The 12,632-nt window shown below is 39.4% G+C and carries 12 protein-coding genes; 5 read left to right on the forward strand and 7 right to left on the reverse strand.

Going from position 1 to position 12,632, the window contains the following annotated elements:
• Positions 1-344 precede the first annotated feature (344 nt).
• Both ACZ0NX_RS05720 and ACZ0NX_RS05725 read left to right on the forward strand, forming a co-directional pair.
• Positions 345-1,889, forward strand: coding sequence for an aminotransferase class I/II-fold pyridoxal phosphate-dependent enzyme (locus ACZ0NX_RS05720; RefSeq protein WP_464406055.1), 1,545 nt, complete (start codon positions 345-347; stop codon positions 1,887-1,889).
• A 135-nt stretch (positions 1,890-2,024) separates the two neighbouring features.
• A complete protein-coding gene (locus ACZ0NX_RS05725) occupies positions 2,025-3,299 on the forward strand; it encodes an MFS transporter (RefSeq protein ID WP_464406057.1) in 1,275 nt (424 codons plus the stop codon).
• 44 nt (positions 3,300-3,343) lie between these two features.
• Here the strand turns inward: ACZ0NX_RS05725 and ACZ0NX_RS05730 are convergent, their stop codons facing one another.
• Genes ACZ0NX_RS05730 through ACZ0NX_RS05745 form a run of 4 tightly spaced genes read right to left on the reverse strand, consistent with a single transcriptional unit; the run spans position 3,344 to position 6,700 of the window.
• Positions 3,344-3,868 carry a hypothetical protein gene (locus ACZ0NX_RS05730; protein ID WP_464406059.1) on the reverse strand — a complete coding sequence of 175 codons (525 nt, stop codon included), beginning with the start codon at positions 3,866-3,868 and terminating at the stop codon, positions 3,344-3,346.
• 27 nt (positions 3,869-3,895) lie between these two features.
• Positions 3,896-5,107: an ABC transporter permease gene (locus ACZ0NX_RS05735; RefSeq protein ID WP_464406061.1), complete on the reverse strand. Its 1,212-nt coding sequence runs from the start codon at positions 5,105-5,107 to the stop codon at positions 3,896-3,898.
• Positions 5,091-5,801 carry an ABC transporter ATP-binding protein gene (locus tag ACZ0NX_RS05740; protein ID WP_060786451.1) on the reverse strand — a complete coding sequence of 237 codons (711 nt, stop codon included), beginning with the start codon at positions 5,799-5,801 and terminating at the stop codon, positions 5,091-5,093. Before ACZ0NX_RS05740 ends, ACZ0NX_RS05735 begins: the two co-directional genes overlap by 17 nt.
• The gene (locus tag ACZ0NX_RS05745; protein WP_464406063.1) at positions 5,798-6,700 is read right to left on the reverse strand and encodes an efflux RND transporter periplasmic adaptor subunit; all 903 of its coding nucleotides are present in this window, start codon (positions 6,698-6,700) and stop codon (positions 5,798-5,800) included. Before ACZ0NX_RS05745 ends, ACZ0NX_RS05740 begins: the two co-directional genes overlap by 4 nt.
• Positions 6,701-7,177: 477 nt before the next feature.
• Between ACZ0NX_RS05745 and ACZ0NX_RS05750 the strand changes: the two genes are divergently transcribed.
• The 3 genes from ACZ0NX_RS05750 (at position 7,178) to ACZ0NX_RS05760 (ending at position 9,539) form a co-directional block, all read left to right on the forward strand.
• On the forward strand, positions 7,178-7,849 hold the full coding sequence (locus ACZ0NX_RS05750; protein WP_415689707.1) for a response regulator: 672 nt from the start codon (positions 7,178-7,180) through the stop codon (positions 7,847-7,849).
• Positions 7,846-9,006 carry a histidine kinase gene (locus ACZ0NX_RS05755; RefSeq protein WP_464406066.1) on the forward strand — a complete coding sequence of 387 codons (1,161 nt, stop codon included), beginning with the start codon at positions 7,846-7,848 and terminating at the stop codon, positions 9,004-9,006. Before ACZ0NX_RS05750 ends, ACZ0NX_RS05755 begins: the two co-directional genes overlap by 4 nt.
• A 161-nt stretch (positions 9,007-9,167) precedes the next feature.
• The gene (locus ACZ0NX_RS05760) at positions 9,168-9,539 is read left to right on the forward strand and encodes a hypothetical protein (protein ID WP_004112863.1); all 372 of its coding nucleotides are present in this window, start codon (positions 9,168-9,170) and stop codon (positions 9,537-9,539) included.
• Between the two features lie 180 nt (positions 9,540-9,719).
• On the opposite strand, the gene ACZ0NX_RS05765 is transcribed toward ACZ0NX_RS05760, so the two are convergent.
• From ACZ0NX_RS05765 to ACZ0NX_RS05775, 3 genes are all read right to left on the reverse strand, one after another.
• Positions 9,720-10,121 (reverse strand): XRE family transcriptional regulator, encoded by a 402-nt coding sequence (locus tag ACZ0NX_RS05765; protein WP_415689797.1) that lies wholly within the window; start codon positions 10,119-10,121, stop codon positions 9,720-9,722.
• Positions 10,122-10,289: 168 nt separating this feature from the next.
• Positions 10,290-11,621, reverse strand: coding sequence for an ATP-binding protein (locus ACZ0NX_RS05770; protein WP_464406068.1), 1,332 nt, complete (start codon positions 11,619-11,621; stop codon positions 10,290-10,292).
• Between the two features lie 214 nt (positions 11,622-11,835).
• Positions 11,836-12,390 (reverse strand): cysteine hydrolase family protein, encoded by a 555-nt coding sequence (locus tag ACZ0NX_RS05775; RefSeq protein WP_060786455.1) that lies wholly within the window; start codon positions 12,388-12,390, stop codon positions 11,836-11,838.
• Positions 12,391-12,632 lie beyond the last annotated feature (242 nt).

Here is a 12,632-nt window from a genome sequence, read left to right on the forward strand (position 1 = left end):
TTTGTTCCCTTTTTCTTGTATTCGTTCCCTTTTTCTTGCTTTTGTTTACCATTTGACCCAAAACGTAAACATTTTCGGGCAAAAGGGAACAAAGTCGGGAATCAATAAGTTCAATTTAATGTCTTTTTAGTTCAATTCTTAATTATTGCTCAGTAAAAATTCAATCAAAATTCAAAATAAATTCAATTTTAGGCTTGCAAAATGCGTTTTGGCGCGTAAAATTGTCTTTTAATCGCCGCAAAGTTCAATTTATAGCTTCTATTTTGAACTTTGTTGTACGTTTGTTCAATTTACGAATGCTGATTTTATAAGCTTCTATAAGATGGTGTAAAGAAAGACGGATTATGGCACAGAATTTTGCAAACGACCTTAAAAAGGCCATGAAAATCAAGGGATACAAGCAGATCGATGTAATCGAGCTTGCAGCAAAAAGTGGCCATAAGCTTGGCAAAAGCCAGTTAAGTCAATATTTAAGTGGCAAAACTGAGCCTCGCAAAGACGTACGAGATATGCTCGAAGAAATTCTTGGAATCGGCAGCAATGGAATCGGCAGCAATTCGATTAAAGGTGGCCATTCTTGCGTAAAAACCGCGCAAAAGTCGCCAGCAGATTGCAGCGAGCAGCACGAAGAAAATCGCAAATTAACAGAAGAAGAGCTTTCCAAAACACTTAAACGTAGAAATTTCAACAAATCCACCAAACTTGAACACGTGCTTTACGACGTTCGCGGCCCAGTTGTAGAAGAAGCAAACCGCATGGAAGCAAACGGAACGCATATTTTAAAGCTCAACATTGGAAATCCTGCGCCTTTTGGATTCCGCGCTCCAGACGAAGTGATTTACGACATGCAGCAGCAGCTTATTGACTGCGAAGGCTACTCGGATAGCCGCGGACTTTTCGCCGCGCGCAAGGCGATTATGCAATACGATCAGCTTAAGGGCATTCCAGGCGTGCAAATGGAAGATATTTACACTGGAAACGGCGTTTCCGAGCTGATTAACCTTTCTATGCAAGCGCTGCTTGATTGCGGCGACGAGATTCTTATACCAAGCCCAGACTATCCCTTGTGGACTGCGTGCGCGAGCTTGGCTGGCGGCACTCCTGTGCACTACATGTGTGACGAAAAATCGCATTGGTACCCAGATATTGCCGATATTCGCTCTAAAATCACGCCTCGCACTAAAGCAATTGTGATTATTAACCCAAATAATCCTACGGGTGTGCTGTATAGTCGCGAAGTTTTGGAAGAGATTGTTAAGATTGCGCGCGAATTTAATTTGATTATTTTTGCGGACGAGATTTACGACCGTCTTGTTATGGACGGCAAGAAGCATATTTCGATTGCTTCTCTTGCTCCAGACGTATTCTGCGTAACTTTTAGCGGACTTTCTAAGTCGCATATGATTGCTGGCTTCCGCATTGGATGGATGAGCCTTTCGGGAGATAAATCCAAGGCTCGCGACTACATTATGGGACTTAACATGCTGTCTAATATGCGCTTGTGCTCAAACGTTCCTGCGCAATCAATTATTCAGACTGCTTTGGGCGGGTACCAGAGCGTTGAAAAGTATTTGGAGCCAGGCGGACGCGTGTATGAGCAGCGCGAGTACTGCTATAACGCGCTTCAAGAGATGGATGGCGTAAGCGTTGAGCGACCAGATGCCGCTTTCTACATGTTTGTAAAGCTTGATCCTGCTCGCTACAACATTCACGACGACGAACAGTTTGCGCTTGATTTGCTTCGCGATCAGAAGTTGCTGATTGTGCACGGCAAAGGCTTTAATTGGCAGACTCCAGGCTACTTCCGCGTAGTCTACTTGCCGCGCTTGCAGACGCTTCGCGACGCAATGGGCAAACTCTCCAGCTTCCTCTCCTACTATCGCCAGTAGCCGCAACCCCTGCCTATAAACTGCATAAAACACACATTTCTCTCACAGTCCAGAAAAAGGTGTACATCAAGAGGCATATATTATTCAGAATATGAAAGACATTCATAATATGAAAGAAAAAAAAAAGAGAAGGAAATGAACGCTGCGGCGCGGATTCGCACAACTCTTATTATTGCCGTTTTATCGCTTAATGCTTTTCTTTTAACGAGCTGTAGATTTGGCGTAAGCCTATATCTTTTAATACATGTCGACTTATCTCACGCAGCGCTTAACGCAGTGTCCGTAGCACTTATGACCTGCGTAGCAGCACCGCTTGGCGGCATTATTGCAGATAAATATCCACCAACTAGATTGTTTATAGCGCTAACGTTCTGCTTTGCCTTATTGTGTACTGGATATGGTTTCGCTTTAGTAGCACAGCATAATCTTATTGCTATTATGGTTACACTACTCGGCATAATATTCGGGTTCTTTACTGCATTTTCTTCACCTAATCAAAAAGTATTGATGGCGTATAGCGTACCGACTGGCGAAAAAACCAAATTTTTAGCAAGCATGCGCATGTGGATTAATCTCAGCAGGCTTGCTGCACCAGCGATTACTGGCATATTTGTTGATATATGTAATCCGCTCATTTTCTTTACGAGCATTGCTATTGTGATGATACTAGCGGCGCTACCTCTGCTGTTAGTTAATCTAAACCAGCAATCGCAAAATAGCGCAAACAATACGAAGACAGGAAGCAATACAGGAAGCAATAAAACTGCTGGTTTTGCAGCTTCTCTACACTATATGAAATCTACACCATGGTTAATAGTCTTAGGAGTAGTATCGGCGTTACAATCTGGATCATGGCTTGCTGCATTCAGACTAATGGGAGCACACCATTGTCTCACGCTTTTTCATTCGGCATCCACGTGGGGGTCAATAGTCAGCATATTTAACATTGGCATGATTGTAGGTTCGCTATTATGCAAATACATTGTGCTACATTATGAGATTTTATACTCTATTTTATTACCTGGATTCCTTTCTATTCCTTTACTTATTTTCGCACTTAATAATTGGATTGCTCTTTTTCTTTGCTCTGCTTTCATTGCAGGTATTATTTTTGACGCAACCATCGTCTATGGGCAAACAGCTCTTCTCGACGGCATACCAACACACATTCTCGGCGCGACTACTACTTTTACTTCTATTATGGAGCAATGCGGCATTATCGTAGGGTATGCAAGCGTACTAGCATGGGGAAATCTAAATTCATCATTATTCATAATGATTGCAGCTGGCGTAATACTTGTTTCAACAGGCATAGCCTTGTGGATTATTCAAACTCGTAAACAAACATACCCATCAATGCTTACCAAAGATTATTGGACACCATCAACATGGGTAAAAAGAAGCATATAACAATCCATTTAGTGCGACAGCGCAATAAAGCCATACAAATGCAATTACATCACAGGACAATTAGTTTGCACATCCTGTTGGAATCCTGACGGATCTCCTAGTTTTGCTTTACGCATGTGCTCTTTGAAAAAGTTTCGCGTTGCATCATCACAACGGTCTGGACCCATAAACGGCATGCTAGGCACTTTTTCAAGCTCATGCAAAGCTTTACTTGCCGCTTGTTCATCACTAGCATACGTGTCTAACCATTGCCGCTCCCAAGCACACTGATAATAATTAGATGCTTGCGTATCACCATATCCACTCTGGAACTGGCTGTCTTTTTCTTCTCCAACCAAGTTTGCAGGAGCTTTATATTTTTCAGGCCAACTAAGCTTTGCAACGGACTCCTGGTATTCCTTCTCTATATGAGCAAAATCAACAGTCTCTCTAGGTGAACTATTTTGCGAGCGCGCATCACCCATACCACTCGCATTATTGTTGCCTACTCCTCCACAAGCATTGAACATAAGAAGCGCACTAAGCACACCAATAATAAGAGTTGCTTTACCAATAGTATGATTATTCATTATTCCTTCTTTCTTATTTTTTGAAAATTAACGCAATGCTAATGCTGGCTGTAAACGCGATGCTTTTATTGCCGGCACCACACTTCCAGCAAGCGCTGTAATAAAAGCCGCAATAACAGCTCCAATAGCAGCTTCATATGGGTAAACTGGCGGACTAACTGGGCTTGCTACATCCCAAAAACTTGATGCTATAGACACAAGACCAAAAGAAACAGCGACGGCAGCAATCGAAACTATCAGCGCTAAAATAATCGCACTGCCTAACACAAGTGAAGCAATCGACCATCTAGTAGCACCCAAAGCTCTGCGTATAAGCAGTTCATGCGTGCGCTGCTCCAACGATGCTAAACCAATATTGATTAAACCTAGCGCGGAAACAAAAAGCAATAATACGGCTACGATAGCAAAACTTAATTGCAATACTGTTATAACATTCTCGTAATCATCACTATTATCATGTCTTCTAATTTCGTTTACTTGTCCACCACAACAGTCGTAAAGAGCATCTGAAACATAAGATTTAATTGATTTTTGAGGACGATTTTCTTTATTCAACCAGTAGATTGAGCCTTGAGCTTCTTTTCCAGAATATTCCCAAAGAGTTGGAGCGTAACGTAATAATCCTAGAATATTCACGTATACTTTTGCTGAGTCTACGCCATCGTTCACAACTCCAACAATCCTTATAGGACTCATTTGTGTTGTTTTGCGAGAAGTAATAAATGCTACTTCACCAATCTTGTATCTTTTGCTAGCAGATTGGTTTACTACCATTTCTAATGCGTTGCTTTTAGCGCTATTACTAAACCATCTTCCACTTACAATAGGTAAGTTATAAACTTTGTTGTATCCTGCCGTAGTGTAAACAGCGTCAACATATTGAAGATTGCTGGTCTTATATTCTTTGCTTATTTTTACACTCTTCGAGGCTGGCATAGAAGCGCTAAACAGTAGTCCAGTGTTTGGTTGTAGCATAACGTTAGCGTTACGGTTTGCGGATTCAATGCGATTTAAGAATTTGTTAAATACTGAATATTCGTCAAAATTTTGTGCTGAAAAAGTAATCTCGTATGTTGGTCTACGACCGTTTAGCTGTTCGTTAGTTGCAATAAGATAGTCCTTACCAACCGTGCCGATAAGCACTGACGCAATAACGGCAATGATGCCTATAAACATTGAAAAACCTGTGAGGAAGGATCTCATAGGAGACAGGCGCAAATCTTTAAGCAGCATGATCATAAAGAACACCGCCTTCCATGGTAAAAATGTGAGAGCAAGAACGAGCCACTTTCATATCATGAGTGACTAATAGTAATGTTGTTCCAGATTCTTGAACACGATCATGCAACACTTGAAGCACTTTTTCTCCAGTACTACTATCGAGCGCACCAGTTGGCTCATCGCAAATAAGTAATTCGGGATTAGTAACGAGAGCACGCGCTATCGCAACTCTCTGCTGTTCACCGCCTGATAGCCTTCCAGGGTATTCGTTTAGTTTATCTTGCAATCCAACATCACATAATGCTTCTTCTATAGTTTTTCTTCTTGTCTGCTTGCTTTGTTGTAGTCCTGCATATAAAAGCGGCAACTCAACATTTTCTCTAATACTTAAATGCTTAATGAGAGAATAGTTTTGAAAAACAAAACCAATATTTCGAGCGCGCATATGCGATACTGTATTATCACTACACTTTTGGATTGACTTGCCAGAATAATAGTATTTTCCAGTAAAATTTTTATTCAAAAATCCAATAATAGAAATAAGACTCGTTTTGCCAGATCCAGACCTGCCAACTACCGCGTATGTTTCACCTTGATTAAGTAACATAGAAGCAGAGTTAACAGTGGTAAGCCATTCGCCATTGCCTAGTTTTACACGCGCTGACACGTCTTGTAGTTCAACCAGCGGAACAGGATTGTTTTCCATAATCATTGCACTCCTGGAATGAGATCAGGAGAAACACCTGCTACGACATCACCCTCATGCAAACCAGACGTAATTTCAATATTAGCGCCGTCACTTATTCCAAGACCAACTTCTTTACTCTCCCAATTATCGCCTTTTTTGTATGAGACTAAGCCTTTTTGAACTCTTCCAGCAACCGCACTAACGGGCAGTGTTAGAACTGATTGTTTATGCTTGCCATTAAAAACAAGCGTCGCATTTTGACCTGATTCTACTTCTGCGCTTTTATCTATTAAACACGTTAAAACTTTTGACGATACGCTAGGTGTACTTTGCAAACTCGACTCATCTGTTTGAGTCGAATCAGCACTATCATTCTTGCTACTACCCGAAGCTGCAATATCGGTAGAAGTTCCACCGCTTTGTACTATTTGCAAACAATTGGTTGGCCCAACACCGTCTTCAACTTGGAAGCGACCTTTAACATCTGTAATATCCGCAGAACGAAGTAAAGCTTTTGCATTAAGGCTTATTGAAAAACCTTCATATTTAAGAGTGAATAGTGGGAAAGATTTAGGCACGTCCGCAGATGATTCAGCTACTGACACAACTTTAGCGTCTACGGGAGCAATAATTTTGTTACCAGCATTGTATCCTAGAACACTTCCAGCTTTTACAGCACTTCCTGCTTTTACCGATGGAGAAAAATTCCCTCTACTTACAGCAGTGATAACAAAGGTAGACGATTGTTCTATTGCTGCTTTACCCGACACAACTTGTGTTAAAGGCTGTTTTTTGACTGAAACAAGTGGAACTGAATCATGTGACGCCTGCTGTTGACTATTATCAACTGCTCTACCAGAGCATGCAGTAAGCAAACACACTGGCAGAGCAGCAAGCAAGAGTACTTTCGTAAACTTACGCATAATACAAAGCTCCTCACTCTCCAAACTCGTAAACGCATAGGATGCGTTGAAACAAGCCTCTCAAACTGATCCAAAATAAATAAAGTGCCTGATAATGCTACGATTAACGCTTTTATGATTGACACTTTATTGAGGATTTCAGCTTTTGCTTAATAGCCTATAATCGCCGTAAAGAGTTTGCATCACACTAAATGATGATTTTTATTTATGATTCTTGGAGCTTGCATAATACCAGAGAATGATTTGTTCTGCATAGAGTTTATACGTTACTGAGCGAGTTACTTGCGCATAGACGCAACCACATTGTGATTAAATCACTAAGCTTTAAGCGAGCTTATTCGCTGCGGAGTAACCCCCGTAATCTCTCAGCGACTACCTTTATAAGATTCCATTTGTAAAGGTTTTCCTAGACAAGATATTCCTTATACAAATTCAAGTATTATTATTACTTAAATAATGCTTTTATAAAGGAGCAGTATGGCAGCAAAGCATATTACTGTTGGCATTGTTGATGATGATTGTTTTTGTCTACACGGCCTAAAAACATATATTGAACAGGTTGTTCCATCCTGCAGTATTTGCTGGTTATCCGCGTACGCCGATCAAGCAATTCAGTTTTGTCAAAATCAATGCCCAGACGTGCTGCTAATTGACATGTATATGTCTGGGGTTTCGGGAATTAAAATATTATACGAATTGCGAAGAAGATACTCACTCCCAATAATAATTGCTATAACTTCATTCCCTATCAACGATTATGCTTTAAAAGCATCAACAGCAGGCGCACAAGGCATTGTTGGAAAGAACCACCCAGAAACTATTTGCGCCATGCTTAGCAGTATTGCCCATGGCACATTCAAGCCGCAAATAATAGGTAATCTTCATTTTGACGACACGATGACAGCATTTCAACGTTTGCAAAATAAGCCAAAAAAGGGACGCCTTGCTTTAACGGATCATGAGACTGAAATTGTAAAGTTGTGCAGTAAAGGCATGACCAATGCGCAAATCGCTAAACGTTTATTTGTTGAAACTTGTACTGTGGAAACTATCCTTCGTCGCGTGTTCAAAAAGTTGAATGTGACGAATCGTTCACAACTTATTACCACATGGCTGCATGATGAATATTTAGGAAATGATACACAATGATTATTTTCTTAATGCGTCGTTTGCGAGAAAAGCTTATTGACAATAAAACATTTTTGCTATTGGGATGTTTGTCAAGCGCAATGGATGCATATATTTACTCAAATAGCGACAATAGCACAATACAACTTGTTATAGTTTACATGATTCTTGCTGCTATGAATCTGTTCCTTTGCTTGCTCCCGCATTTTATGAGCATGTGCTATATTTTTGTGCATCTCAGCATTCTTGCTATTCCTAGTCTGAATCTTCCACCAGTAACTTTCGGGCTCATCATATCATTTGTTTTTATTTCATATTTATATCCGATTCAATTTACGCTACCTTTATTCTTAGTACTAGATGCATTACACTACGTTGCATACCGATACCTATCAACTTTGTCTTTCAAGTATCTTATTGCTTACCTTTTAATAAATATATTTTGCGTTTGCACTGGTATTATTTTGCGCATTTATCACCAAAAAATGGTTCTTTATGAAAAAGACAAGCAAACAATTAATAATCTTAATTTGGCTGTGCGAATGCACGATAAATTAACTAATAAGATTGCAGATATTGCACTACAAAGTAAAATAGCATTACTTGACAAGTCTATTTCTAAAAAGCAACGAGAAGCTATTGAAGAAATAAATGATTTGGCAGATCAGGCTTTTGAGGAAGGTCATAATATTATCGACATTCTACGTGGAAATACTGCTAAGCATGATGCTCGAAGCGAGTTCATTCAGCGCATTGAAGATACGCTACAAATGAACGACTCAATCAATGAATCATGTGGATTAAAAGGAAGATCCATATGCAATATATCTAGTAACGATATTCCTGAAGACATTAGCGATGAAATCATCTGTGAAGTTATTGAATTAATCGAAGAGCTATATTTGAACATGCGAAAATATGCTTCCCTAGTTTATTACATCAGAATTTCGATACGTAAAAAACAAATTGTTATAAAACAGTTCAATGTTCGATTTTTGGGCAAGAAAAGTAAAGATGCGATTCGCGCAGTATCTCAAAAAGGGCTTCTGCTCCATCGCGATACCCTAAAGCATTTAGGCGGTTCACTTTATTTTCGAGCCTTTGGCAAGTATTGGGAATGTAATGCAGTTATCCCTTTAAAAAATGAACATAACCGTATAAATAGTATACTTTACTGATTCAGTTTAAAAGATTAATGAATCTTGAGTAGTTTTGATTAGTAATTATTTGTAAAGGTTTTCATATACAAGATATTGTTTACCTTTTAGCGCGCCATTAATTTATAAATTGTAAAGGTTTTATATACGCAATTATTTTCTTGTATTAGAAGGAGAAGAATATGAGTAATTTAGAAGATACAAAAGCACAAATTCCGTCCGTATTTTGGACAATAGCCAATGGCGTATTTCTTGCTAGCGGAATTGCGCTGATTGTAATGCGTAATGATTATCTATGGGGAGTGCCTCAAATTATCGCTGGATTATTTGGCCTTGCAACCATGTTTCTCATTAAAAAACCGTGGTGCGCGCAACTATATTTTATCGTATCCTCACTAGCTGTAATAGCAAATGGGCTTATGGAAATATTCGGCATAATCCACGGATCTGGATACGGTTATGTTCCGCTGATTATTGGCATAATTGTGCTTTTATTTATAGGTCTTGACAAGGATGAAAGTTCAAAAGCTCTTGGAATTGCCAAGAATAAATAAAAGCATTAGACTGCGATTTTAACTTAAAAACATATCGCAATTTTCAAAGGCCAAGCTGTAGCCATGCATACTACGGCTTGGCCTTTATTATTTATCTGTTAATGATTTATTTTGCATAGAGTTTATGCGTTACTAAGCAACTTACTTGCGCACAGTCTCAACCACATTGTGATTAAATCACTAAGCTTTAAGCGAGCTTATTCGCTGCGGAGTAACTCCCGTAAGCTCTGCAACATCACGAACCGTCAATCCCTGATTCCTTAATAAGCGGACCGTTTCACGCATAAGCATAGACGCTTCTTCTTGAGTTTTTATAGCTGCCGATTTTGCATCTAACATATGTTGAAGCATAAGCTCATCTTGCTCACTAAGTTTCGGAGTCACTTTCACGCCATTGACTTTAACATTTAACGTTGCAGCAGCGTCTTTTACCATTGCTGCAACCTGATCAAGCCTACGTACTTGAGTAAATAATCCGGGTATTTCTGGCACTTCTATAGCCCACCAGCCATCGCATCTGCGAGCTATAGCGGTCACATTTTGCAAACAAGTCGTTGCATTATCATGCTCAGTAGCACTCATTGATTGAGTCTTTTCTCCAACTCTTTTCGCTTCACACATATAAGTATATGCCTATTTATCAATTAAGTAAATAGGCGTTGCATACAAAATCAGCACAATAAAAAGCTATAAAGCACACATGGCATTCTTCACTCAGACATCGCCATGCCTCAATAGTATTCTATTAAATCACCGCTTAAGACTGTCTTCGTTAAGCAAAAAATCGAATAGATCCATGGTGACTACCCCACGATTATCTCTTGTAGCATGCAATCCATTTTTCGTAACTACTATCTTTTTGAAAGAATTATCAATATAGTAAAGCGAGCGCTTTTCTTGCAATGATTTTTCTTCCGTCGTCATAGCGAGCGCAGATTGTATATAATATTTTTCGCTTCCCAAAGTAGCGATAAAATCTATTTCCAAAGATTTTTGCGCATAAATATCATGGTTATTTCTATCTTTTCGACCAGTATTTTCGGCAATATTCATTTCGCCAATATCCACGTTATATCCGCGATACCTTAATTCGTTGTATATAACATTTTCCATAATATGCGACTCTTCGATTTGCCTAAAATTAAGCAAAGCGTTGCGTACCCCAATGTCTTCAAAGTAAATTTTGAACAAGGAATCAATGTATTTTTTGCCCTTAATATTATACTTTTGAGCTTTACTTACAAGAAAAGCATCACTGTAGTAGTCTATAAAACGACTAACAGTTTCTGAAGTAATTTCTCCATATCCGTGGCTAATAAACGTGTTAGAAAGTTTCCTTGGGTTAACAGGAGCGCCTATTGACGAAGCTATTACTTGCAGCGTTTCAGAAAGAGCCTGCTCTTTTCGCACGCCGTTTCGCTGAACTACATCTTTCAAATAAGTTTCTTTAACAAGATTTTCAAGGTATTTTATTTGTTCCTCAACATTTTGCATTCTAGCTACAAGCGGTATTCCGCCAGTAACAATGTAATCTGCCCAAGATTCTGAAATCGTTTTGCTAGAACTTTCCATGTATTCGGCAAAAGTAAGAGGTTGAACGTGAACTTCTGTGCTCCTCCCCTTAAATTCAGTAACAATGTCCGATGAAAGAAAACGGGAGTTAGATCCAGTAACATATATGTCTAAATTTGCGTGCCTTAAGTAACTGTTAAGTGTACCAACAAAATTATCAAGCAATTGCACTTCGTCGAGGAAAATGTAAAACTTGTCACTATCATTTATTTGCGATGCAATGTAGCGACGGAACACTTTAGCATTGATAACGTAGCCAAGTTTTTTATCTGCGATTTTTACTGGTTCGCCATTTGCGAATAGCTCAAGACGATCAATATCTTCGTCTGCATCAAAGGCAAACCGAATAATATTATTCTGCAAAACACCTTGAGAAATAAGAGAATTATAAAACAGCTCATTAAGAATGAAGGATTTCCCCGCGCGGCGCACACCAGTAATGATTTTAACCAAGCCATTCCAACTAAGCTGGTTAAGTTTCTTTATGTACCTTTGACGATTGAAAATCATTCACATTCCTTTTCTTTCCACTTCTATCTTCAATTTAGCAAAGTACTTTGGGTTTTGCAAGATAGAATTAGCGAAAATAGGATATATTTGGCAATTCTATCTGACATTTTCCAAAGTACTTTGGGTTTTGCAAGATAGACGATAGAAAGATAGGAAAATAAGACTAGCAAAAATAACGCATATGCTAGCGCAAAAAGCTGCCAACAAACTGCGACTAGCCCTCTACAATATCCGCATTAAGGCAAGTCTTAAAATGACGAAGCGCCCACTCGTGACCTTGCGGATCAAAGCTTGCGACTGCATCTTTGTGAACCACAATCTTGAATCCAAGGTTATACGCGTCAACAGCAGTGTGGAGCACGCAAATATCCGTGCAAACTCCCACCAAGTGCAATTCCTCAATATGGCGCTCACGCAGCTTAATCAGTAAATCTGTGCCATTAAACGACGAGTAGCGCGTCTTATGAATGTAATACACGTTGCTCTTATCTTTATTTGCTTCGTAAAAATCGCCAAGCGCTCCATACAGTTTCTGACCGTGCGTTCCAGCAATATTGTGAGGTGGGAAAAGCTTAGTTTCTGGGTGATACGGATCGTTTAGATGATGCGTATCAATTGCAAAGACCACAAACTCGCCATCATCTAGGAACTGCTGCGATATCTCGGTAATGCGCTTCTCGAGCTTTTGTGCAGGCTCTCCTACTGTAAGCGAGCCATCGCTTGCCACGAAATCATTCGTGTAATCAATATTAATAAGAGCCTTTTTCATACATACTTCCGTTTAATCAGTTTAATTGTATTAAAGCTACACTTATACACTACTCTTTACGCTAACAAGAACGTTAACAAGATTCTTTACGCTAACAAGTTTTGCTACAATCGCACTATAGTAAGCGCGTGAATCACGCGCGAATGGTTTTCTTGTGTTTGTTTATTTTTGCCCGTGTTTGTTTACCAAAACCCCAAAAAAGGGAACAAACACGGGCACAATAACCTAATCATGAATAATAA

It is taken from the genome of Gardnerella rara (genome assembly GCF_055452355.1).

What these genes read in the sequence shown, in the direction of transcription:
- ACZ0NX_RS05775 (WP_060786455.1), bottom strand. Translation starts at nt 12,390, where the DNA reads ATGAAAAAGGCTCTTATTAATATTGATTACACGAATGATTTCGTGGCA.
- ACZ0NX_RS05760 (WP_004112863.1), top strand. Translation starts at nt 9,168, where the DNA reads ATGAGTAATTTAGAAGATACAAAAGCACAAATTCCGTCCGTATTTTGG.
- ACZ0NX_RS05755 (WP_464406066.1), top strand. Translation starts at nt 7,846, where the DNA reads ATGATTATTTTCTTAATGCGTCGTTTGCGAGAAAAGCTTATTGACAAT.
- ACZ0NX_RS05770 (WP_464406068.1), bottom strand. Translation starts at nt 11,621, where the DNA reads ATGATTTTCAATCGTCAAAGGTACATAAAGAAACTTAACCAGCTTAGT.
- ACZ0NX_RS05745 (WP_464406063.1), bottom strand. Translation starts at nt 6,700, where the DNA reads ATGCGTAAGTTTACGAAAGTACTCTTGCTTGCTGCTCTGCCAGTGTGT.
- ACZ0NX_RS05750 (WP_415689707.1), top strand. Translation starts at nt 7,178, where the DNA reads ATGGCAGCAAAGCATATTACTGTTGGCATTGTTGATGATGATTGTTTT.
- ACZ0NX_RS05740 (WP_060786451.1), bottom strand. Translation starts at nt 5,801, where the DNA reads ATGATTATGGAAAACAATCCTGTTCCGCTGGTTGAACTACAAGACGTG.
- ACZ0NX_RS05720 (WP_464406055.1), top strand. Translation starts at nt 345, where the DNA reads ATGGCACAGAATTTTGCAAACGACCTTAAAAAGGCCATGAAAATCAAG.
- ACZ0NX_RS05725 (WP_464406057.1), top strand. Translation starts at nt 2,025, where the DNA reads ATGAACGCTGCGGCGCGGATTCGCACAACTCTTATTATTGCCGTTTTA.
- ACZ0NX_RS05735 (WP_464406061.1), bottom strand. Translation starts at nt 5,107, where the DNA reads ATGATCATGCTGCTTAAAGATTTGCGCCTGTCTCCTATGAGATCCTTC.
- ACZ0NX_RS05765 (WP_415689797.1), bottom strand. Translation starts at nt 10,121, where the DNA reads ATGAGTGCTACTGAGCATGATAATGCAACGACTTGTTTGCAAAATGTG.
- ACZ0NX_RS05730 (WP_464406059.1), bottom strand. Translation starts at nt 3,868, where the DNA reads ATGAATAATCATACTATTGGTAAAGCAACTCTTATTATTGGTGTGCTT.